Origin of the sequence: Bacillus cereus group sp. N24, assembly GCF_016483345.1 — a bacterium.
GTDB lineage: Bacteria > Bacillota > Bacilli > Bacillales > Bacillaceae_G > Bacillus_A > Bacillus_A toyonensis.
The window spans coordinates 1-21,404 of the sequence record NZ_JAEHCA010000047.1 but is presented as its reverse complement, the minus strand read 5'-3'; the positions used below and the strand labels follow the sequence as shown (position 1 = coordinate 21,404).

The following is a 21,404-nucleotide window of genomic DNA, read 5'->3' as shown; positions in this document are numbered from 1 at the left end:
GAAGGGAGAATGAAAGACATGAAAGAGCAAGTATTACAAGTAACAAAAGGTGACTTCGTAGGATCAGCAAGTGGAGCAGTAGTGTTAACGGCATTAATCGTATTTCTATCAAGCGTATTAGTATAATAAAAGTTTTAAATTGTACAAAATGAAAGGAGAATGAGGAATATGAACAGTGAACAAGTGCTACAAGTAACAAAAACAGATTTATTAGGATCATTAGGCGGAGCAGTAATATTAACATCATTTATTCTATTCCTTGCAAATATATTAGTATGAGAAATATAAATACAATCATTCAAAAAAAATAAAGACTCTAATGTATTAGTAAGTAGTTAATATGTTGGAGTCTTTTTTGTTTTCCCCACATATATACCTTCAATTATGAATATTTTCCCCTTACTTTAAAGAGAAAAAAGTCGAATTTTATATGTAAGAAAAAAAGAGGAATTTGACAGAAAAGATAGAAAATTTTAAAGGTCAGAAATTGTTAGCCTGCTAACTAATTTCTATAAATTGATGTTGGAAGCGTTTTCGGTTGGTTTTAAGTATGGACCATTTAATCTATTTACAGGGGGATGAAGATATTATGAAACAAAAATCTATGGATACGCTAGCTGCACAAATGGAGGACTTTTTTCCGGTACGTGATGTAGATCATTTGGAGTTTTACGTAGGGAATGCAAAACAATCGAGTTATTACCTTGCGAGAGCGTTCGGATTCAAAATTGTGGCTTACTCTGGATTAGAAACAGGAAACCGTGAAAAGGTATCTTATGTTCTTGTGCAAAAAAATATGCGTTTTGTTGTGTCCGGGGCCCTAGGTAGCGATAATCGTATCGCAGAGTTTGTAAAAACTCATGGTGATGGTGTAAAAGACGTTGCATTACTTGTCGATGACGTTGATAAGGCTTACTCGGAAGCGGTGAAACGTGGTGCCGTCGCAATTGCTCCACCTGAGGAGTTAACAGATGAGGATGGTACATTGAAAAAAGCAGTTATTGGTACGTATGGTGATACAATTCACACGCTTGTAGAGCGTAAAAATTATAAAGGAACATTTATGCCAGGATTCCAAAAGGTTGAGTTTAATATTCCATTTGAAGAATCTGGTTTAATTGCTGTAGATCATGTAGTTGGTAACGTTGAGAAAATGGAAGAGTGGGTTAGTTATTACGAGAATGTTATGGGCTTTAAACAAATGATCCATTTCGACGATGATGATATTAGTACAGAGTATTCGGCATTAATGTCAAAAGTTATGACGAATGGAAGTCGTATTAAGTTCCCTATTAACGAACCAGCAGATGGAAAGAGAAAATCGCAAATTCAAGAATATCTTGAATTCTATAATGGAGCAGGTGTACAACATCTTGCCTTATTAACGAGTGATATTGTTAAAACAGTTGAAGCGCTTCGTGCAAATGGTGTGGAGTTTTTAGATACACCAGATACGTATTACGATGAGTTAACTGCGCGAGTTGGAAAAATCGATGAGGAAATTGATAAGTTAAAAGAATTAAAGATTTTAGTAGACCGTGATGATGAGGGCTATTTACTGCAAATCTTTACGAAACCAATTGTAGACCGTCCAACTTTATTTATTGAAATCATTCAACGTAAAGGTTCTCGTGGATTTGGTGAAGGGAACTTTAAAGCATTATTCGAATCAATTGAAAGAGAACAAGAGCGTCGCGGAAATTTATAAGATTTGTATCCACCAGCAAGAATTCTTTTGCTGGTGGAAATTTCATTTTCATAGGGAGGAATTATGATGAAATTTGTTACATTTCGTCTCCCTTCGAAAGAAATGCGAGCTGGGTGGCTTGAAGGTGACAAAGTAATCGATATGAATCTTGCTAGTGACGGAAAAGTCCCTTCCTCTATGCTCGCCTTTTTAGAGAAAGCGGATGAGTATGTAGAGCTGCTGCGTAATAGTAAGAATCCAAACAAGGGTATATATTCCTTAGAAGAAGTACAATTGACAGCTGTTATTCCTAATCCGGGTAGCATTCGAGATTTTTATGCATTTGAACAGCATGTAAAAACAGCTCGCGGACGAAGAGGACTAGATGTTGTACCTGAATGGTATGATGTCCCGGTTTTTTATTTTACTAACCATCGTGCTGTTATTGGTCCAGATGATTTTGTAATTGGTCCGAAGAAGTCTAAAAAGCTTGATTATGAATTAGAGATTGCTTGTGTAATCGGAAAAGAAGGAAGAAATATTTCTCGTGAGCAAGCAGAGGAATATATTTTTGGTTATTGTATTATGAACGACTGGAGTGCAAGGGACTTACAAGCAACAGAAATGAAGGTAGGGCTTGGACCAGCAAAAGGAAAAGACTTTGCAACTTCATTAGGAGCGTATCTCGTTACGAAAGAGGAATTAGACATTTATCGTAATGGTAATCGATATGATTTAGAGATGACTGCTCACGTGAATGGGAAACTATTATCAAAGGGAAATTTCCAAGATATTTACTATACGTTTGCTGAAATGATTGAACGTGCTTCACAAGACGTGACCTTATATCCGGGAGATGTGATCGGTTCTGGAACAGTAGGAACAGGATGTATTTTAGAACTTGGTACAGAAGAGTGGCTACAAGATGGAGATGTTGTAGAGCTGTCGATTACTGGTTTAGGTACGTTACGTAATACGGTCAAAAAAGACATGAAAGCAGGTGATGGGCATGTTTTATCGTCACATGGGGGAGCTACCTCATAAACGACATGTACAATTTCGTAAAAAAGATGGAGCGCTTTATCGTGAACAGGTAATGGGAACGAAAGGTTTTTCTGGTACGCAGTCTATTTTGTACCATCATTATATGCCAACGGAAGTAGGTCATGCGGCAGTATCTCATTCTTGTCAGTTGCAGTATGAAGAAGATGTAGCTCTTGCACATCGTCATTTTCGCACGAAAGAAAATAAAAAAACGGGCGATGCAGTAAGCGGAAGAAATTTTATGCTTGGGAATGAGGATTTATTAATTGGAGTAGTGACTCCGACAGAAAAAATGGACTATTTCTATCGTAATGGCGATGGCGATGAAATGTTATTTGTTCATTATGGAACAGGAAAAATCGAAACAATGTTCGGAACGATTCACTATAGAAAAGGTGATTATGTAACGATCCCAATTGGAACGATTTATCGTGTTATTCCAGATGAAGGAGAGACTAAGTTTCTTGTTGTAGAGGCGAATAGCCAAATTACAACACCACGTCGCTATCGCAATGAATATGGGCAATTGTTAGAACATAGCCCGTTTTGTGAGAGAGATATTCGTGGCCCGGAAAAATTAGAGACATATGATGAGAAAGGTGAGTTTGTCGTAATGACAAAGTCGAGAGGATATATGCATAAGTATGTTTTAGGGCATCATCCGCTAGATGTTGTTGGGTGGGATGGTTATTTATATCCGTGGGTCTTTAATGTGGAGGATTTTGAACCAATTACAGGCCGTATTCATCAGCCACCACCAGTACATCAAACATTCGAAGGGCATAATTTCGTCATTTGCTCTTTCGTACCGCGTTTATACGATTATCATCCAGAATCTATCCCGGCACCGTATTATCATAGTAACGTGAATAGTGATGAAGTACTGTACTATGTAGAAGGAAACTTTATGAGCCGAAAAGGTGTGGAAGAAGGGTCTATTACACTTCACCCGAGCGGAATTCCTCATGGGCCGCATCCTGGGAAAACAGAGGCAAGTATCGGAAAAAAAGAGACGCTTGAATTAGCCGTTATGATAGATACATTCCGTCCGCTTCGTATTGTAAAACAAGCACATGAAACGGAAGATGAAAAGTATATGTATAGCTGGATTGAAGATGGTTCATATACTGTGAAATAAGCAAAAAGAGGCGTGCTCAATAAAGGAGCACGCCTCTTTAATATGTATAATGACACCAAAATAAGGTGATAGAAAGATTCTCAGAAAGAATAATAAGGATATTGTATATTCCGAAAGATTTCTACTTATTTCGACAAAAGTATTGACGAGAAAAAGTGTTATGAGTAAAATAAAAAAGCGAATTAAAAATTTTCAGAAAATTTAAAACTTGGAGGAGTGGACGATGAAGCAAATTTTTCAAAAGAAGCCTATTGCAAAGTTAATGCAAGAAAGTAAGCAAAAAACGTTAGCGAGAACATTGGGCGCACTGGATTTAACTATGCTTGGAATCGGAGCGATTGTTGGAACTGGTATTTTCGTTCTTACAGGCGTAGTGGCAGCAAAACATTCTGGACCAGCTATTATATTATCATTTGCGATAGCCGCATTAGCCTGTGCCTTTGCTGCATTTTGTTATGCTGAATTTGCTTCTTCAGTTCCTGTCTCGGGTAGCGTATATACATATACGTACGCGACGATGGGAGAAGTATTCGCGTTTTTAATTGGTTGGGATTTAATGCTTGAATATTTACTTGCTACATCTGCTGTAGCAAATGGATGGTCCGCTTATTTTCAGTCTTTACTAAAGGGATTTGGGATTCATATTCCGACCATTCTTTCTTCGGCCCCAGGCACAGGAAAAGGTGGAATAATTGATTTGCCTGCAGTCTTGATTATTTTAGTGATGACAGCTCTTTTATCTAGGGGTGTTCGAGAGAGTGCACGTGTAAATAATATTATGGTATTTATTAAAATAGCAGTTGTTCTTATTTTTATCTTTGCTGGTTTTAATTATGTGAAGCCTGAAAACTGGACGCCTTTTATGCCATTTGGTTTAGATGGTGTAATGGCTGGGGCTGCTACAGTATTCTTCGCATTTATAGGATTCGATGCAGTTTCAACAGCTGCGGAAGAAGTGAAACGTCCACAACGTGATTTACCAATCGGCATTATTGCATCGTTATTAATATGTACAGTTCTTTATATCGTTGTTTCACTTATTCTGACAGGAATTGTTCCATACGGACAGCTGAATATATCAGATCCAGTTGCTTTTGCACTTCAATTTATTGGACAAGATGGTTTAGCGGGGGTAATTTCAGTAGGGGCAATCACAGGGATTACAACTGTAATGCTAGTGATGATGTATGGGCAAGTTCGTGTTTCATATGCGATGAGCCGTGATGGGTTATTGCCGAAGCGTCTGGCTAAGGTTCACCCGAAATTTAAAACACCGTTTTTAAATACATGGACAACGGGTATTATTGCAGCATTGATTTCAGGATTAATAGATTTAAATGTATTGGCACACCTTGTAAACATGGGGACATTGTCAGCCTTTGCACTCGTAGCTGTTGCGGTTATTGTGATGAGAAAGACTCATCCGGATTTACCAAGAGCATTTAAGGCGCCACTCGTACCATTTTTACCAGCGTTAACAGTAATTTTCTGTTTATACTTAATGCTTCAATTATCAGGGACAGCGTGGATTAGTTTTGGAGTATGGATGGTTATCGGTATAGCGGTTTACTTCTTATATAGTCGAAAACATAGTGTTTTAAATAATAGTAAAAAAGAAGATGATGTAGCGAATTTATAAGTGGAAAAATCCATTCTAATTCTGTTAGAATGGATTTTTTTATTTGAAAATTTACATTTTTCTGAATCTATTATAAGATAATTGTTGGTCAACTAAAGGGGTGAAAATATGAAAAATACATGGCGTGAGCTAAGGGAAATGGATCGTAACGTATGGATTCGATTTATCGGTGAGACATTGAATGGAATTGCGATGATGATGTTAATGCCTTTTTTCGCATTATATTTAAAAGATAAGGTAGATTCTTTATTACAGGTTGGAGTTATTATGGCGCTTTCTCCAATTGCTGCAAGCTTTGGATCGCTTATAGGTGGAAGAATTGCTGATATATATGGAAGAAAGCCGATTATGATATTTTCAATGGCAAGTAATGCATTATTAATGCTCGGTTTTTTATTTATAGAAGGGTTTATTTCATATGCAATTTTATCTGTTTTTTTAGGATTAAGTAATTCTTTATTTCATCCAGCTGCATCAGCGATGGTTGCAGATGTGACCGCGCCAGAAAAAAGAACCGAAGCATATGGTTTATTGCGAATGGGACACAATATAGGTGCTGCAATCGGTCCAATAATGGGTGCATCAGTAGTGGTGTTGTCAAAGAATCTTGTGTTTATTATTGCTTCTTCTACGATGCTATTTTATGCATTACTTGTACTAATTCTTATCCAGGAGACAATGCCAAAAGCAGCAGATAAAAAAGAAGAGAATGCAGAGAAGGAATTAGGTGCAGTTTGGAAAGTTTTAATGAGAGATAAGGCGTTAATGATTTATTTGTTAGCAGGTATCATTATTTCTATGGGATTTTCTCAAACAGAAGGCATGTTACCACTTCACTTTGATAATGAAATGAAGGATATTTTTGGAGTTAACAATCCATACCCGTATTTAATGGCGCTAAATGGACTATTAGTTGTGTTGTTCCAGTTTCAAATTTCAAAATGGGCGACAGATAAACCTGTCGGAAAGACGATGTTATACGGGGCGTGTTTGTTTGGAATTGGTTTGTTTTTTATAGGGTGGTTACCGAAGTGGTTTGGAGAATTTAATACAAATGCTACAATTATTTTAGTGACGTTAATGTTCGTGTATGCCATATATACGTTAGGCGAGATGATTATGTCGCCTGTACAGATGACGTTTGTAGCGAATTTGGCCCCTGAGCATTTGAGAGGAACTTATATGGGAGCAGCGAGTTTGCAGTGGATTACGGGAAGTGCATTTGGTCCACTTCTTGGAGGTTTTTTATTAGATAGATTACTCGGACATTTCTTATTTACAATTTTAGGCGTAGGATGTTTAGTTGCAGGTATTGTATACGTTTCTTTAGATCGCCTCGTGGAACAAAGGCAAAAGGACACACTAACCAAACAATCTTCTTAATAAAATAGGTGACATACACAAAAAGGGGATTTCTACATATTTTAGGTACATAACTAGATTAGGTTGCCATTTCATTTTGTGTAGTTGTGAAGAAAATGAAATAGAAAAGTGTAGAAATCCAATAAGTGGTGTCATTTAATTATTTGTGGAAGTTACATTTTATTTCAAATAGGAACTACCTATTTTTATAAAAAGTGCTAAAATAGAAAAATGAAAACAATTGGTTAGGGTGATTTAATTGACGAAAATTAAATTAGGTTTATTATATGGTGGAAAATCAGCTGAGCATCAAGTTTCGTTACAGACGGCTCTTGCTGCTATTAAAGCGTTAAATCAAGATAAATTCGAGATTCATCCGATTTATATTACAGAGCAAGGTCAATGGGTACGCGGTGAGCGTATTGAAGGTGAAGTAACGGATGTTGAAGCTTTAAAAATGAGCGGTGCAGAAAATTCGATTTCTCCGTTATCATTAAGCACGGAAATTATTCCATCTGCAACTTCTGAGGAAGATGCTATCGACGTTATTTTTCCATTACTACATGGACCAAATGGTGAAGATGGAACGGTTCAAGGGTTATTAGAATTAATGAACATTCCTTATGTAGGAAATGGTGTTCTAGCATCGTCTGCCGGTATGGATAAAGTTGTTATGAAAAATATCTTTGCAGAAGCTGGTTTGAAACAAGCGAAATATGCATCTTTCATTCGTAGTGCATGGGAAAAAAATCGCGAAGAAGCTTATGACAAAGTAGAAGAGAAGTTAGGGTATCCTTGCTTCGTAAAACCAGCAAACCTTGGTTCAAGTGTTGGTATTAATAAATGTAAAAATCGTGAAGAACTTGAGAGTGCATTTGAAGAGGCATTCCAATTCGACCGCAAAATTATTGTAGAAGAAAATATCGTAGGTCGTGAAGTAGAAGTTGGTGTACTAGGTAACGACGAACCGAAATGTTCAGTTGTAGGTGAAATCGTACCGAAAAAGGACTTTTATGATTATAAGTCGAAGTACATCGATGGTGATACAGCGTTAATTATTCCAGCTGAAATGACAGAAGAAGAGTCTAATGTAATTAAGCGAGATGCAATTGTTGCATTCCAATCTTTAGATGGTGCAGGCTTAACACGAGCTGATTTCTTCTTAACGAAAGACGGAGAAGTATATATTAACGAAGTAAACACAATGCCAGGATTTACGCCGTTTAGTATGTTCCCTCTATTATGGCAACATACTGGATTACCATATCCAGAATTAATTGAAGAGCTAATTCGTTTGGCGATTGAACGTCACGAAGAAAAACAAAAAATTAAATATACAATATAACAAAAAAGGAGGAGGCACTATTCGAAGGAATAGTGCTTCCTCTATGTAAGGAGTGTTTTCATGATTAATCGAACGTTAAAACAAGTAGAACAGATGATAAATGGTACGGGATTAGCAGAGCAGTATGAGGGAATTACTATACAGGGAGTGTCTATTGATACGAGAAAAATCGAAAAAGGAAATTTATATGTTCCGATTCAAGGTGAACGTTTCGATGGACATGCTTTTGTAGATAAAGCTGTTGAAAATGGAGCTGTTGCTACATTATGGATGAAAGATGTAGCAAATCCGCCTGAGAATCTTCCAGTTATTTTTGTAGAAGACACACTATTGGCATTACAAATGTTAGCGAAAAACTATCGCGATCAATTGGATGTTAAAGTTATTGGTGTGACAGGTAGTAACGGTAAAACATCTACGAAAGATATTGTAACAAGCCTTCTTGCGACTAAATTCAAAGTTCAAAAAACAGAAGGTAATTTCAATAACCATATCGGTTTACCTCTTACTATTTTAAACCTAGAAGAAAATACGGAAGTTGCTGTATTAGAAATGGGTATGTCAAGCCGAGGAGAAATTGAATTCTTATCTAAGTTAGCTCGTCCTAATGCAGCTATCATTACGAACATTGGTGAGGCGCATTTAATGGATTTAGGCTCTCGTGAGGCAATTGCAGAAGCGAAATTAGAAATTGTGGCAGGATTACAAGAAGGCGGAGTGTTCGTATATAACGGAGATGAGCCATTATTAACAAATCGTGTTCCTGAAATGAATTTAGCGACGGAAACAGTAACATTTGGTGATGCGAGAGCAAACGATTACTATCCAACGACTGTAACATTACAGGCAACTGGCACACATTTTAAAATGAATAGAGAAGAAAACATTTCATTCTATATACCAGTGTTAGGGAAACATAATGTGTATAATACACTTGCTTCCATGGCGATTGCGAAACATTTTGGTGTGACATGGGAAGAAATGAAACAAGGTTTAGTAACACTTCAAATGACAGGTATGCGCATGGAAATTGTAAAAAAGGATAGTGGGTTAACAATTATCAATGATGCTTACAATGCAAGTCCGACAGCTATGGAAGCAGCATTCCATTTAATGAATGGTTTAGATGGTTTTTTTCAAAAAATCGTCGTGCTTGGTGATATGTTAGAGCTTGGAGACCAAGAGGTTCAATTTCATTATGAAGTAGGTAAATTAATTGACCCAGCAAAAATCTCATATGTATTCACATATGGTAGATTAGGGGCTCAAATTGCTGAGGGAGCGGAAATTAATTTCCCTGGTGAACGTGTAAAGGCCTATCATAATAAAGAAGAGCTTGTAAAAGATTTACAGGCGGTAGTTGGTAATAACGATGTTGTATTAGTTAAAGCATCTCGTGGTATGAAATTAGAAGAAGTTATTACGATGTTGAAATAATTGGTGAATATAAATAGGGATGATAGTCACGAAAATAGAAGAAACTTATAATAAGCGCTTACAGAGGATGTTAAAAAATAAAAGTGAAGAAAAAAAGTCCTGAATATGAAAATAAGGTAACAGTTGGGTTTGCTTTTTGCACATACAAAACTTATAATTGATAAAGTGTAATAACGTTTAGAAGTATTTTCGTGTAGAAATACGCCCGTTTATATACGTGAGCATTCAGGAAAAGGGCTTTTCCGCCAATTCGGAAAATGCCTTTTTTTAAATGATAAGTATAGGATAGAAAAGGAGAAGTAACATTGACAACATTTCGAGAATTAGGATTAAGTGAATCTTTATTGCAATCTGTTGAAAGTATGGGCTTTGAAGAGGCTACGCCGATTCAAGCTGAAACAATCCCACATGCATTGCAAGGTAAAGATATTATTGGGCAAGCGCAGACAGGTACAGGGAAAACAGCAGCATTTGGATTACCGCTATTAGATAAAGTAGATACTCGTAAAGAAGCAGTTCAAGGTATTGTTATCGCGCCAACGCGTGAATTAGCAATTCAAGTTGGAGAAGAGCTATACAAAATTGGTAAACATAAACGCGTTCGTATTTTACCAATTTATGGTGGTCAAGATATTAACCGCCAAATTCGTGCTCTAAAAAAACACCCACACATTATTGTTGGTACGCCGGGTCGTATTTTAGATCATATTAACCGTAAAACACTTCGCCTACAAAACGTTGAGACTGTTGTTCTTGATGAAGCGGATGAAATGTTAAACATGGGCTTCATTGAAGATATTGAAGCAATTTTAACAGATGTGCCAGAAACACATCAAACATTATTATTCTCAGCGACAATGCCAGATCCAATCCGTCGTATTGCTGAGCGTTTCATGACTGAGCCTCAACACATTAAAGTAAAAGCAAAAGAAGTAACAATGCCAAACATTCAGCAGTTCTATTTAGAAGTGCAAGAAAAGAAAAAGTTTGACGTATTAACGCGCTTACTAGATATTCAATCTCCAGAGCTTGCGATCGTATTCGGTCGTACAAAGCGTCGTGTTGATGAATTATCAGAAGCATTAAACTTACGTGGTTATGCAGCAGAAGGTATTCATGGTGACTTAACACAAGCGAAACGTATGTCTGTATTACGTAAATTTAAAGAAGGTGCTATTGAAGTTCTTGTTGCAACAGATGTTGCTGCGCGTGGTCTTGATATTTCAGGCGTAACACACGTATACAACTTCGATATCCCACAAGATCCAGAATCATACGTTCACCGTATCGGTCGTACTGGCCGTGCAGGTAAAAAAGGTATTGCAATGTTATTTGTAACACCACGTGAATCAGGACAATTAAAAAATATCGAGCGTACAACAAAACGTAAGGTTGACCGTATGGAAGCACCGACACTTGACGAGGCACTAGAAGGTCAACAACGTTTAATCGCTGAAAAACTTCAAAGCACAATTGAAAATGATAACTTATCATACTACAAGCGTATTGCAGAAGAAATGTTAGAAGAGAACGACTCTGTAACAGTAGTAGCTGCTGCTTTAAAAATGATGACAAAAGAGCCAGATACAACACCAATCGCTTTAACATCAGAACCACCAGTTGTTTCAAGAGGTGGCGGTTCTAAAAAACGCGGTGGTAACGGAGGCGGATACCGTGATGGTAACCGTAATCGTAGTCGTGATGGACGCAGTGGCGATGGTCGTAACCGTGACCGTAACCGTGACGGACGCAGTGGCGATGGTCGTAACCGTGATCGCAATCGTGATGGTGGCCGTGATGGTAACCGTGGTCGTAGAGGTGAAGGTCAAGGTCGCCCTGGATCTTCTTCAAATGGACGCGGCGAAAGAAAACATCATAGCCGTCCACAAGCTTAATAAAAAAAGAGAATGCCCTTTGTTGGCATTCTCTTTTTTTATTTCTAAAATTGTACATACTACATAATAACTCATGTAGAAAAGAGGTACGATATGCTTGTAAGGCTTGGGTATGTTGCGATGAGTGTGCATTTGAAGAACGCATCTCCATCTCAAACGATGACATATGCACAGTTTCAACGGATTGATGATCGAGAGGCTGCGATTCGTAAACTTGAAAGAATCGCTAATTCGAATTTGGAAAATTGCTTGCGGTTATTAAAGCATAATAAGGGGCATGATATATCTTTCTTTCGACTTAGTTCTAAGCTTATTCCTTTAGCGAATCATGAGGAGTTGTTAGAGTGGAACTATATTCGTCCATTAAAAGAAAGTTTAAAAGTGCTAGGTGAATACGCAATTCGTATGAATATGCGTATTGATTTCCATCCGGATCACTTTGTTGTACTAAATTCACCGGAGGAAAGTATTTTTAAACAGTCAGTAAAAACTTTGCAGATGCACAAAAAAATGTTAAAAGGTATGGGGATTGAACATAAGCAACGATGTGTATTACATGTTGGAGGAGGTTATAAAGATAAAGAGCTCGCATTAGAACGCTTTATAGAAAATTGGTCTAACGTTCCAAGGGGTATTCAAGAAATGATCATGTTAGAAAATGATGATACAACCTTCACGCTAGCGGAAACATTGTATTTAGGAGAAAAATTAGACATTCCGGTCGTGTTTGATTTGCATCATCATACGATGAACAATGAACGAGAAGATTGGCATGAAGATTGGGCGCGTGTTGTTCATACGTGGGAAACATCTTTGTTACCAGTTAAAATGCATATCTCCAGTCCTAGAGATGAGAAAGACCCGAGGGCACACGCTGATTTTATTGATGTTGATGCATTCTTATCTTTTTTAAGAAGGATTAAGGGAAGTGTTGGGCAAATTGATTGTATGATTGAGGCGAAGCAGAAGGATGAGTCTTTATTTCAACTCATGAGAGACTTAAGTAAACAAATAGATGTGGAAATTATCGATGGTGCGAGCTTTTACATTAAATAAGCTCAGCACCATCGAATTTTTTTGTTAAAAAAGGAGTTAAAATACCACCGGTTATTAATCCTGCTAAATGGCTTATAGGATTGGCGAAAGGATTAAAGAAAGTAAATAATAGTAATATAAGTATCATGATTGAGAAAATAGCAATTTCTTTTGAATGTGAAGGGCGGTATCGATTGTACAATAAAAATAGTTGGGCGCCTAGTAACCCGAAAATCCCACCAGATGCTCCCGTATGAATGTATTCAGGAGGCATAATAATATAAGAAGCGATATTTCCGGAAATACCGGGAAGAAAAAATAGAATGATAAAAGAAATGTGTCCGAGTTGTTTTTCGATAGAAGAGCCAAGAATAAATAAGCAAATACTATTAGAAAGAAAATGTTGTAAGTCCACGTGTACGAGCAGAGAAGTTATGACACGCCACCATTCTCCTTTAGTAATATATTCATTGTTAGCTGCCATTGGAAAGAGAAAGAAGTCGCCTAACATCATCATGAATAGTTGAATAAGAAGTAAAGAGAGGATGATTGGATTTAAGGAAATGCGAGTGGGTCGTATTAGCATGCTGGTAGTATCACTCCTTTTGCATCAGAATGATTCTCTGTTATTCTTACAATATGAAAGAAGAAAGCTAAATAGAAGAAGGGGATTTCGAAATGATTGTAGGGATTGGAATAGATATTATTGAATTGAATCGAATTGAAAAAATGCTAGATGGAAAGCTTAAATTTATGGAACGTATTTTAACTGAAAGTGAACGTAATGTTGCTATGGAACTGAAAGGGAGTCGCCTTATAGAGTTTGTAGCGGGAAGATTTGCAGCGAAAGAGGCGTATTCAAAAGCGGTAGGCACTGGTATCGGGAAAGAAGTGAGTTTTTTAGATATTGAAGTGAAAAATGATGATAGAGGTAAGCCGCTTCTTATTGCAAATACAGAGCATATTGTTCATTTATCAATTAGTCATAGTAAGGAATTTGCTGTTGCGCAAGTTGTTTTAGAAAGCTCGTCACGCTAGTCTGCATATTTCATATCCTTGTCTCATATATTTGAGGTAGCGATAAGGAAGGTACACCTTCCATTCATTTATAGGGGCAAAGGGGCTGAAGTGATGAAAAGGCGTCTGTTTTTAGTTCTTGTCGGTTTATTGACCGTTTTTGTGTTGGCGGGCTGTATGGAAAAGAAACAAGATGATGTCGTGAGAGATTTAGAAGCGAAAGTGAAAGGGATGAAAAGTTATCAAGCTGAAGCGAAATTAACTATTAAAACAGGGAATGAGCCTCAGGAGTATAACGTGGAAATTTGGCATAAAGAACCTTCTTTTTATCGTGTGAATTTACAGAATGCAAAAAAAGATCAGAGCCAAATTATTTTAAGAAATGAAGAAGGGGTATTTGTATTAACGCCAGCGCTTAATAAGAGTTTCCGTTTTCAAAGTGATTGGCCGCAAAATAGTAGCCAGGCCTATTTATATGAATCACTTGTAAGAGATATTTTGCAGGATAAGAAAAACCTTACTTTCGAGAAAACAGATAAATATTATATTTTCAAAACAAAAACAAACTATCAACATCAAAATATGTTACCGAAACAAGAGATTGCATTGAAGAAAAGCGATTTAACACCAGTTTCGGTGAAATTAATGGATAATGATCAAAATGTTCTTGTGAAAGTAGATTTCTCTAAAGTGAAATTCGATGCGAAATTTGATAAAGGTGCATTTGATACGAAACAAAATATGTCTAGAGCGCAAGTAGATGTTCAAACAACAGCGAAAGAAGACAAACCATTTGCTATTTTGTATCCGCGTGATACGCCGCAAGGCATGACTCTGAAAGACGAAAAAGAGTTGAAGACAGACAGTGGCAAGCGTGCGATACTCACATACACTGGAAATAAGAAATCCTTTACCTTAATACAAGAAAAGGCAAAAGTTGCAGAGGCTTCGTCAGCGGTAAGTGTAAGTGGAGAGCCGGTTGATCTTGGGTTTACGATTGGTGCATTGACGAAAGAATCTGTAACGTGGTCACATAACGGAGTAGAATATATGCTCGTGTCTAAAGGTTTAGAGCCGAATGAGTTGTTAATGGTAGCTCGTTCAGTTACAGCGAAGCAGGTGAAGTAAACTTCTTAGACGTGGTGATATATGTGCACCACGTCTTTTCTTAGTTTGAAGGTGGATTTCATAAAAGAAGCATATAAAAGAATAAGCTTCGCATATCGTGTATAAGGAAGTGTATTTATGGAAGAAGCGTCATTTTACCGTGATACTTGGGTGGAAGTGGATTTAGATGCGATTTATAACAATATTACGCATATTAAAGAGTTCATTCCGAGTAATGTTGAGATTTTTGCTGTAGTTAAAGCGAATGCATATGGGCACGATTATGTACCGGTGGCTAAAACGGCATTAGAAGCAGGTGCAACAAGATTAGCAGTTGCTTTTTTAGATGAAGCCTTAGTTCTTAGAAGGGCTGGTATTACCGTACCAATTTTAGTGCTAGGTCCTTCCCCGCCTCGAGATATAAATGTAGCTGCTGAAAATGATGTAGCATTAACTGTTTTTCAAAAAGAATGGGTGGAAGAAGCCATCAAACTATGGGATGGTTCATCTATAATGAAATTCCATATTAATTTTGATAGTGGTATGGGGAGAATTGGAATACGCGAACGCAAAGAATTAAAAGAATTCTTAAAGAGTTTAGAAGGTGCACCATTTTTAGAGTTAGAAGGGGTATATACGCATTTTGCAACAGCAGATGAGGTTGAGACTTCGTATTTTGATAAGCAATATAACACGTTCTTGCAGCAGTTAAGTTGGTTGAAGGAATTCGGAGTGGATCCTAAATTTGTCCATACAGCTAATAGTGCTGCAACTTTACGTTTTCAAGGAATTACATTTAATGCAGTACGAATTGGTATTGCGATGTATGGATTATCCCCATCTGTAGAAATACGTCCTTTTTTACCATTTAAATTAGAACCGGCGTTATCATTGCATACGAAAGTTGCTCATATTAAACAGGTGATTAAAGGGGATGGAATTAGTTATAACGTCACTTACCGAACAAAAACTGAAGAATGGATTGCAACTGTTGCGATTGGATATGCAGATGGCTGGCTTAGAAGATTACAAGGATTTGAAGTGCTTGTGGATGGTAAAAGAGTACCGATTGTAGGGAGAGTAACAATGGATCAATTCATGATTCATCTTCCTTGTGAAGTCCCGCTTGGTACGAAAGTTACACTCATTGGACGACAAGGTGATGAATATATTAGCGCTACAGAGGTTGCTGAATATTCCGGGACTATTAATTATGAAATTATTGCAACGATTAGTTTCCGTGTGCCGAGAATATTTATACGACATGGTAAAGTTGTAGAAATCATCAATTATTTGAATAATATATAGAAGATCATCTAATTTGCTTCTTGTCATTTAAGTGAGCTTTTTATTGATGGAAAATATGCTCTTTTTGATGAGAAGCTTTTACTTATAATCACTTTTAATATAAGTTTTGCATAGGAATTCTTTTGTTCCTTGTTTAAAATAAGATGAAAAATAATAGAAGATGAATGTTTTTCCTGTGAATTGGAAAACATAAGCAAGGAATAAGGAAGTCTTTGCAACAGGCTCCATACAATGGTATTATTACAATAGGTGTCATATATATATTTGGGTGTGTAGTTGACGGTGGAGGTGTATTTTTGTGTCCGAATCAAGTGTAACTACTGAAATCGTGGTTCGGTTGCCAAAGCAAATGGTAACGGAATTGGACGGAATTGGAAAACAAGAGAATAAGAATCGCCATGAACTAATTTGCCAGGCAACACAACTGTTATTGCGTCAACATAAGACGAAGAAACGCTACCAACATGAATCAATGCGACGTGGGTACATTGAAATGGGAAAAATTAATCTTGGTATTGCATCTGAAGCTTTCTTAGCAGAGTATGAAGCAGCTCATACGGTAGAACGCTTAGTTAGCGGGGGGTAATATTTTGATTGTAAAACGCGGCGACGTGTATTTTGCAGACCTTTCCCCAGTTGTTGGTTCTGAGCAAGGAGGCGTTCGTCCGGTTCTTGTCATTCAAAATGACATCGGAAATCGTTTTAGTCCAACGGTGATTGTAGCGGCTATTACTGCACAGATTCAAAAAGCGAAATTACCCACTCATGTGGAAATTGATGCGAAAAAGTATGGATTTGAGAGAGATTCTGTTATTTTACTTGAGCAGATTCGAACAATCGATAAGCAACGCTTAACGGACAAAATCACTCATTTGGATGAAGTGATGATGATTCGTGTAGATGAAGCGTTACAAATTAGTTTAGGACTAATAGATTTTTAAATCGGCAGTTTAAGTTGCTCTCTTTGAAGGGCAACTTTTTTTTATTATAGAGGAGGTTACGGTTGTATATGGAAATGGTAGATAATCGACAAGCGTTAATGAAAATGTTAGTGAAAGAATTAGGCTTTACCGAAAAGCAAGTTCGTCATGTTATTCAATTAACAGAAGAAGGTAACACAGTTCCATTTATTGCTCGTTACCGAAAAGAATGGACAGGCTCTTTAGATGAGGTGCAAATTCGTGCAATCTTAGAGAGATGGCAATATATGATGCAGCTTGAAGATAGGAAAGAAGAGGTTCTTCGTCTTATTGGTGAAAAGGGTAAGCTAACCGAAGAGTTGCGCCGTCATATTGTTGCCGCAACGAAACTACAGGAAGTAGAAGATTTATATCGTCCTTATAAAGAGAAAAGAAGAACGAAAGCGACGATTGCAAAAGAAAAAGGATTAGAACCGCTAGCTGAATGGTTATTGTTATATAAAAAAGAAGATCCGGCTAAAAAGGCTATGGAATTTGTTAATGCAGAAAAAGAAGTGGAATCTGCAGAAGAGGCGTTGCAAGGTGCGCAAGACATTATTGCAGAAATCGTTTCAGATGAAGCTGCGTATCGTAGTTGGATTCGGAATGTTACTTTTAGAAAAGGTGTTATGTCTTCGGTTGTAAAAGACGAAGAAAAAGATGAAAAGAATATATATGAAATGTATTACAGTTATGAAGAACCGTTGCAGAAAGTAGTACCGCATCGTGTATTAGCGATGAATCGTGGTGAGAAAGAAGATATATTGAGAGTTTCTGTTGTTCCACCAGTAGATGAGATAATAACTTTCTTATATAAGAAAGTAATCCGTGATAACGATTCAAAAAGTGCGCATTATGTACAATTAGCGATTGAGGATGGTTATAAACGATTAATTCAATCTTCGATCGAAAGAGAAATTCGAAAAGAATTAACAGAAACAGCTGAAGAACAAGCGATACATATTTTCTCTGAGAACTTACGTAATTTATTATTACAACCTCCAATGAAAGGGAAGGTTGTGCTAGCCGTAGACCCTGCATATAGAACTGGTTGTAAATTAGCTGTAGTAGATGATACGGGGAAAGTTCTATATATCGATGTTATTTATCCGCATCCACCTGTTCGTAAATATGATGATGCAAAAACGAAAGTACTTTCTATTATAGATAAATATCAAGTTGAAATGATTGCAATTGGGAACGGCACAGCTTCTAGAGAAACGGAAGAGTTTATAGTAGATGTATTACAAAGTGTGAAACAGGATGTTTTTTATATTATTGTAAATGAAGCAGGGGCAAGTGTGTATTCGGCTTCCGATTTAGCTCGTGAGGAATTCCCTGATTTCCAAGTTGAAGAAAGAAGCGCGGTTTCAATTGGAAGACGCCTGCAAGATCCACTTGCTGAGCTCGTGAAAATTGACCCTAAATCGGTAGGGGTGGGGCAATATCAACATGATGTAACTCAAAAGAGATTAAATGAATCGTTAACATTTGTGGTAGAGACAGCAGTTAACCAAGTTGGTGTGAATGTAAATACAGCTTCAGTTGCGTTGTTACAATATGTTTCGGGGTTATCAAAAACAGTTGCGAAAAATATTGTAGCTAAGCGTGAGGAAGATGGGAAATTTACGAAGCGTACTGAATTAAAGAAAATCCCTCGTTTAGGCGCGAAAACATATGAACAGTGTATTGGTTTTTTACGTATATTAGAAGGCGCGAATCCGTTAGATCGTACAGGGATTCATCCAGAACAATATAAAAATGTCGAATTGCTACTAAAGAGTCTAGGGTTATCGAAGAACGATGTAGGGAAACCGAACTTGCAGGAGAGTTTAGAGGGAGTGGATGTTTCTAAATTATCTCAAGAGACGGAGATCGGTGAGCCGACATTGGTTGATATTATTGATGCCTTAATTAGTCCAGAGCGAGACATGAGGGATGAATTGCCAAAACCACTTCTGAAAAAAGGGATTTTGAAATTAGAAGATTTACAGCGTGGTATGGAACTGGAAGGGACGGTTCGTAACGTTGTTGATTTTGGTGCTTTTGTTGACATTGGTGTAAAACAAGATGGTTTAGTGCATATTTCTAAATTAAGCAAACAGTTTGTAAAGCATCCATTAGATGTTGTATCTGTAGGGCAAATCGTAAAAGTATGGGTAGATGATATTGATACAAAAAAAAGTCGTGTTGCATTATCTATGTTACCGATTGAATAGTAAGAAAAGAGAGCAGATAAAACTGCTCTTTTTTTATGGAGTAGAAAGTGTAATGGATTATGAGCTTTGATGTATTTTGCTATAATAAAACCAGCATTCATTTAGCAATTTAATTTGATACCGGTTTTTTTCAAAATATGCACGTTGCATTTGTTTTTTTAGCCATGTAGGCATAGGAATCCCTCCTTGTATAATCCTACTCTCAAAAATTTACCTTTGTAGTTAAGGTACTATTGACGAGAGGTTAATGAGTGGATTTCTATTAATGTCGTATTTTTAGAAACCACGCTTCTTGAATGAGGATGGGTATATGTACTATTTAATATATGTATAGGAAGGGAGAAAAGTGTAAAAATATTTTTTTGTTTAGGAGGAATGAGAATGCATGAGAAAGAAATTCAGCAGCTAGTGGAAGAAGTATCCCTACGATACTTCGGGATGCCATTCTTACATAAAGCGATGTTTAATAATAGATTACGTACAACTGGTGGACGTTATCTATTGAAGAGTCACAATATCGAACTGAATTATCGATATTATGAAATGTATGGTAAAGAAGAATTAGTCGGGATTATTAAACATGAACTTTGTCATTATCACTTGCATATTACAGGGAGAGGATATAAGCATCGGGATAGGGATTTTCGTGAACTATTAAAAAAGGTAGGTGCACCACGTTTTTGTAAGCGAATGATTAATGAAGAGAAGGAAAAGAAGGTTTATATGTATGAATGTATGGAGTGTTCGCTTCAATATGTAAGAAGACGTCAAATAAATACAAAAAGATATGTCTGTGGAAAGTGTAAGGGAAAACTAAAACCGGTAGCGAAAACATCTTGACAGTGAAAACGCAATCCAGTATATTATAAACATGTCACGTTTGTGCAAGATATTGTTAAAAAACATCTTGACTTACGATGAGAAGTTTTATAAGATACAAATTGTCTTCATTATTCCGCAGTAGCTCAGTGGTAGAGCTATCGGCTGTTAACCGATCGGTCGTAGGTTCGAGTCCTACCTGCGGAGCCATACAGAGAAGTACCCAAGTGGCTCAAGGGGCTCCCCTGCTAAGGGAGTAGATCGCTAACGCGGTGCGAGGGTTCGAATCCCTTCTTCTCTGCCATACATATTGGCCCGTTGGTCAAGTGGTTAAGACACCGCCCTTTCACGGCGGTAACACGGGTTCGAATCCCGTACGGGTCACCACTTTGGAGGATTAGCTCAGCTGGGAGAGCACCTGCCTTACAAGCAGGGGGTCGGCGGTTCGATCCCGTCATCCTCCACCATATAAATTTATATGAATAGTATTATCGCGGGGTGGAGCAGTACGGTAGCTCGTCGGGCTCATAACCCGAAGGTCGCAGGTTCAAATCCTGTCCCCGCAACCAAATGGTCCCGTGGTGTAGTGGTTAACATGCCTGCCTGTCACGCAGGAGATCGCCGGTTCGACCCCGGTCGGGACCGCCATTTTAACTTCTGCTACATAGCAGTTGTTTTTTATTGGACATTATGGTACAATAACATTTGTCTTTGGAAAGAAGATAACTATTTCATTGGGCTATAGCCAAGCGGTAAGGCAACGGACTTTGACTCCGTCATGCGCTGGTTCGAATCCAGCTAGCCCAGCCATTTACGAGCCATTAGCTCAGTTGGTAGAGCATCTGACTTTTAATCAGAGGGTCGAAGGTTCGAATCCTTCATGGCTCACTTTTGTTTTTTCCGCGCGGTCGTGGCGGAACGGCAGACGCGCTAGGTTGAGGGCCTAGTGGGGGAAACCCCGTGGAGGTTCAAGTCCTCTCGGCCGCATCGAAAAAAATCTTAAAAAAGTACTTGCATTTGAAAATGTAGTATGATAAGATAATTGAGTCGCCAAAAGACAACGACGAAAAAACATCATGGATAAGCGCCCGTAGCTCAATTGGATAGAGCGTTTGACTACGGATCAAGAGGTTAGGGGTTCGACTCCTCTCGGGCGCGCCAATTACGGGAAGTGGCTCAGCTTGGTAGAGCACCTGGTTTGGGACCAGGGGGTCGCAGGTTCAAATCCTGTCTTCCCGACCACGCGGGTGTAGTTTAGTGGTAAAACAAGAGCCTTCCAAGCTCTGGTCGAGAGTTCGATTCTCTTCACCCGCTTTTAGTTCTTTGAAAACTGAACGAAACAAACAACGTGAAACGTCAATTTTTATTTTTAGATGCTAGACAAACTAACTTT

General features: G+C 37.7%; 20 protein-coding genes and 12 tRNA genes. 30 read left to right on the top strand and 2 right to left on the bottom strand.

Annotated elements, in window-relative coordinates:
• The first annotated feature begins 9 nt into the window (after positions 1 to 9).
• From JDS95_RS29250 to uvsE, 11 genes are all read left to right on the top strand, one after another.
• Positions 10 to 126 (top strand): DUF3948 family protein, encoded by a 117-nt coding sequence (locus tag JDS95_RS29250; protein WP_000654250.1) that lies wholly within the window; start codon positions 10 to 12, stop codon positions 124 to 126.
• 42 nt (positions 127 to 168) lie between these two features.
• The gene (locus JDS95_RS29245; RefSeq protein WP_001083697.1) at positions 169 to 279 is read left to right on the top strand and encodes a DUF3948 family protein; all 111 of its coding nucleotides are present in this window, start codon (positions 169 to 171) and stop codon (positions 277 to 279) included.
• Between the two features lie 310 nt (positions 280 to 589).
• Positions 590 to 1,708 (top strand): 4-hydroxyphenylpyruvate dioxygenase, encoded by a 1,119-nt coding sequence (gene hppD / locus JDS95_RS29240; RefSeq protein WP_000810910.1) that lies wholly within the window; start codon positions 590 to 592, stop codon positions 1,706 to 1,708.
• Between the two features lie 66 nt (positions 1,709 to 1,774).
• A complete protein-coding gene (locus tag JDS95_RS29235; protein ID WP_000674026.1) occupies positions 1,775 to 2,731 on the top strand; it encodes a fumarylacetoacetate hydrolase family protein in 957 nt (318 codons plus the stop codon).
• A complete protein-coding gene (locus tag JDS95_RS29230) occupies positions 2,697 to 3,869 on the top strand; it encodes a homogentisate 1,2-dioxygenase (RefSeq protein ID WP_000499906.1) in 1,173 nt (390 codons plus the stop codon). The genes JDS95_RS29235 and JDS95_RS29230 overlap by 35 nt, the downstream gene beginning before the upstream one ends.
• 223 nt (positions 3,870 to 4,092) lie before the next feature.
• Complete coding sequence (locus JDS95_RS29225; RefSeq protein ID WP_000809353.1) at positions 4,093 to 5,508, top strand: branched-chain amino acid transporter BcaP; 1,416 nt, start codon at positions 4,093 to 4,095, stop codon at positions 5,506 to 5,508.
• A gap of 108 nt (positions 5,509 to 5,616) precedes the next feature.
• Positions 5,617 to 6,891, top strand: coding sequence for an MDR family MFS transporter (locus JDS95_RS29220; protein ID WP_000799750.1), 1,275 nt, complete (start codon positions 5,617 to 5,619; stop codon positions 6,889 to 6,891).
• A 238-nt stretch (positions 6,892 to 7,129) separates the two neighbouring features.
• Complete coding sequence (locus tag JDS95_RS29215; protein WP_000161430.1) at positions 7,130 to 8,215, top strand: D-alanine--D-alanine ligase; 1,086 nt, start codon at positions 7,130 to 7,132, stop codon at positions 8,213 to 8,215.
• Between the two features lie 60 nt (positions 8,216 to 8,275).
• The gene (gene murF, locus JDS95_RS29210; RefSeq protein ID WP_199690991.1) at positions 8,276 to 9,652 is read left to right on the top strand and encodes a UDP-N-acetylmuramoyl-tripeptide--D-alanyl-D-alanine ligase; all 1,377 of its coding nucleotides are present in this window, start codon (positions 8,276 to 8,278) and stop codon (positions 9,650 to 9,652) included.
• A 305-nt stretch (positions 9,653 to 9,957) separates the two neighbouring features.
• Complete coding sequence (cshA, locus tag JDS95_RS29205; RefSeq protein WP_000206605.1) at positions 9,958 to 11,547, top strand: degradosome RNA helicase CshA; 1,590 nt, start codon at positions 9,958 to 9,960, stop codon at positions 11,545 to 11,547.
• Positions 11,548 to 11,640: 93 nt separating this feature from the next.
• A complete protein-coding gene (gene uvsE, locus JDS95_RS29200) occupies positions 11,641 to 12,603 on the top strand; it encodes a UV DNA damage repair endonuclease UvsE (RefSeq protein WP_098624155.1) in 963 nt (320 codons plus the stop codon).
• Here the strand turns inward: uvsE and JDS95_RS29195 are convergent.
• The gene (locus tag JDS95_RS29195) at positions 12,596 to 13,168 is read right to left on the bottom strand and encodes a rhomboid family intramembrane serine protease (protein ID WP_000908503.1); all 573 of its coding nucleotides are present in this window, start codon (positions 13,166 to 13,168) and stop codon (positions 12,596 to 12,598) included. The two genes, uvsE and JDS95_RS29195, sit on opposite strands and share 8 nt — an antisense overlap.
• Positions 13,169 to 13,260: 92 nt before the next feature.
• On the opposite strand from JDS95_RS29195, the gene acpS reads away from it, so the two are divergent.
• The 6 genes from acpS to JDS95_RS29165 all read left to right on the top strand — a co-directional run bounded on the left by acpS (position 13,261) and on the right by JDS95_RS29165 (position 19,192).
• On the top strand, positions 13,261 to 13,620 hold the full coding sequence (gene acpS / locus JDS95_RS29190) for a holo-ACP synthase (protein WP_016107395.1): 360 nt from the start codon (positions 13,261 to 13,263) through the stop codon (positions 13,618 to 13,620).
• A gap of 156 nt (positions 13,621 to 13,776) precedes the next feature.
• A complete protein-coding gene (locus JDS95_RS29185) occupies positions 13,777 to 14,727 on the top strand; it encodes a LolA family protein (protein WP_002059179.1) in 951 nt (316 codons plus the stop codon).
• 117 nt (positions 14,728 to 14,844) lie between these two features.
• Positions 14,845 to 16,014 (top strand): alanine racemase, encoded by a 1,170-nt coding sequence (alr, locus tag JDS95_RS29180; RefSeq protein WP_000390621.1) that lies wholly within the window; start codon positions 14,845 to 14,847, stop codon positions 16,012 to 16,014.
• A gap of 298 nt (positions 16,015 to 16,312) precedes the next feature.
• Entirely contained in the window at positions 16,313 to 16,600 is a 288-nt protein-coding gene (locus tag JDS95_RS29175) for an antitoxin EndoAI (protein ID WP_000004570.1), read from the top strand.
• A gap of 4 nt (positions 16,601 to 16,604) precedes the next feature.
• Complete coding sequence (gene ndoA / locus JDS95_RS29170; protein ID WP_000635963.1) at positions 16,605 to 16,955, top strand: type II toxin-antitoxin system endoribonuclease NdoA; 351 nt, start codon at positions 16,605 to 16,607, stop codon at positions 16,953 to 16,955.
• 68 nt (positions 16,956 to 17,023) lie between these two features.
• Positions 17,024 to 19,192: a Tex family protein gene (locus tag JDS95_RS29165; RefSeq protein ID WP_199690990.1), complete on the top strand. Its 2,169-nt coding sequence runs from the start codon at positions 17,024 to 17,026 to the stop codon at positions 19,190 to 19,192.
• A 57-nt stretch (positions 19,193 to 19,249) separates the two neighbouring features.
• Here the strand turns inward: JDS95_RS29165 and cmpA are convergent, their stop codons facing one another.
• The gene (gene cmpA, locus JDS95_RS29160) at positions 19,250 to 19,366 is read right to left on the bottom strand and encodes a cortex morphogenetic protein CmpA (protein ID WP_001143642.1); all 117 of its coding nucleotides are present in this window, start codon (positions 19,364 to 19,366) and stop codon (positions 19,250 to 19,252) included.
• A 207-nt stretch (positions 19,367 to 19,573) separates the two neighbouring features.
• Here cmpA and JDS95_RS29155 point away from each other — a divergent pair, with 207 nt between their 5' ends.
• The 13 genes from JDS95_RS29155 to JDS95_RS29095 all read left to right on the top strand — a co-directional run bounded on the left by JDS95_RS29155 (position 19,574) and on the right by JDS95_RS29095 (position 21,325).
• Positions 19,574 to 20,032, top strand: coding sequence for a SprT family protein (locus tag JDS95_RS29155; protein ID WP_000544526.1), 459 nt, complete (start codon positions 19,574 to 19,576; stop codon positions 20,030 to 20,032).
• 114 nt (positions 20,033 to 20,146) lie between these two features.
• Positions 20,147 to 20,221: transfer RNA gene (locus tag JDS95_RS29150), tRNA-Asn, on the top strand.
• A gap of 3 nt (positions 20,222 to 20,224) precedes the next feature.
• A tRNA-Ser gene (locus tag JDS95_RS29145) sits at positions 20,225 to 20,315 on the top strand.
• Between the two features lie 8 nt (positions 20,316 to 20,323).
• Positions 20,324 to 20,398 (top strand) — tRNA-Glu (locus tag JDS95_RS29140).
• Between the two features lie 4 nt (positions 20,399 to 20,402).
• A tRNA-Val gene (locus tag JDS95_RS29135) sits at positions 20,403 to 20,478 on the top strand.
• A gap of 25 nt (positions 20,479 to 20,503) precedes the next feature.
• A tRNA-Met gene (locus JDS95_RS29130) sits at positions 20,504 to 20,580 on the top strand.
• Positions 20,581 to 20,583: 3 nt separating this feature from the next.
• Positions 20,584 to 20,659: transfer RNA gene (locus JDS95_RS29125), tRNA-Asp, on the top strand.
• A gap of 87 nt (positions 20,660 to 20,746) precedes the next feature.
• Positions 20,747 to 20,821, top strand: a tRNA-Gln gene (locus tag JDS95_RS29120).
• 5 nt (positions 20,822 to 20,826) lie between these two features.
• A tRNA-Lys gene (locus JDS95_RS29115) sits at positions 20,827 to 20,899 on the top strand.
• 16 nt (positions 20,900 to 20,915) lie between these two features.
• A tRNA-Leu gene (locus JDS95_RS29110) sits at positions 20,916 to 20,998 on the top strand.
• A 97-nt stretch (positions 20,999 to 21,095) separates the two neighbouring features.
• A tRNA-Arg gene (locus tag JDS95_RS29105) sits at positions 21,096 to 21,172 on the top strand.
• Between the two features lie 4 nt (positions 21,173 to 21,176).
• A tRNA-Pro gene (locus JDS95_RS29100) sits at positions 21,177 to 21,253 on the top strand.
• 1 nt (position 21,254) lies between these two features.
• Positions 21,255 to 21,325 (top strand) — tRNA-Gly (locus tag JDS95_RS29095).
• The last annotated feature ends 79 nt before the right edge of the window (positions 21,326 to 21,404 follow it).

Excerpts from the sequence above, each read along its gene's own strand:
- uvsE (WP_098624155.1), top strand. The coding sequence starts at position 11,641 with ATGCTTGTAAGGCTTGGGTATGTTGCGATGAGTGTGCATTTGAAGAAC.
- JDS95_RS29250 (WP_000654250.1), top strand. The coding sequence starts at position 10 with ATGAAAGACATGAAAGAGCAAGTATTACAAGTAACAAAAGGTGACTTC.
- JDS95_RS29185 (WP_002059179.1), top strand. The coding sequence starts at position 13,777 with ATGGAAAAGAAACAAGATGATGTCGTGAGAGATTTAGAAGCGAAAGTG.
- JDS95_RS29155 (WP_000544526.1), top strand. The coding sequence starts at position 19,574 with ATGCATGAGAAAGAAATTCAGCAGCTAGTGGAAGAAGTATCCCTACGA.
- JDS95_RS29230 (WP_000499906.1), top strand. The coding sequence starts at position 2,697 with ATGTTTTATCGTCACATGGGGGAGCTACCTCATAAACGACATGTACAA.
- acpS (WP_016107395.1), top strand. The coding sequence starts at position 13,261 with ATGATTGTAGGGATTGGAATAGATATTATTGAATTGAATCGAATTGAA.
- alr (WP_000390621.1), top strand. The coding sequence starts at position 14,845 with ATGGAAGAAGCGTCATTTTACCGTGATACTTGGGTGGAAGTGGATTTA.
- cmpA (WP_001143642.1), bottom strand. The coding sequence starts at position 19,366 with ATGCCTACATGGCTAAAAAAACAAATGCAACGTGCATATTTTGAAAAA.
- JDS95_RS29235 (WP_000674026.1), top strand. The coding sequence starts at position 1,775 with ATGAAATTTGTTACATTTCGTCTCCCTTCGAAAGAAATGCGAGCTGGG.
- JDS95_RS29195 (WP_000908503.1), bottom strand. The coding sequence starts at position 13,168 with ATGCTAATACGACCCACTCGCATTTCCTTAAATCCAATCATCCTCTCT.
- JDS95_RS29220 (WP_000799750.1), top strand. The coding sequence starts at position 5,617 with ATGAAAAATACATGGCGTGAGCTAAGGGAAATGGATCGTAACGTATGG.
- hppD (WP_000810910.1), top strand. The coding sequence starts at position 590 with ATGAAACAAAAATCTATGGATACGCTAGCTGCACAAATGGAGGACTTT.
- murF (WP_199690991.1), top strand. The coding sequence starts at position 8,276 with ATGATTAATCGAACGTTAAAACAAGTAGAACAGATGATAAATGGTACG.
- JDS95_RS29165 (WP_199690990.1), top strand. The coding sequence starts at position 17,024 with ATGGAAATGGTAGATAATCGACAAGCGTTAATGAAAATGTTAGTGAAA.
- JDS95_RS29225 (WP_000809353.1), top strand. The coding sequence starts at position 4,093 with ATGAAGCAAATTTTTCAAAAGAAGCCTATTGCAAAGTTAATGCAAGAA.
- JDS95_RS29245 (WP_001083697.1), top strand. The coding sequence starts at position 169 with ATGAACAGTGAACAAGTGCTACAAGTAACAAAAACAGATTTATTAGGA.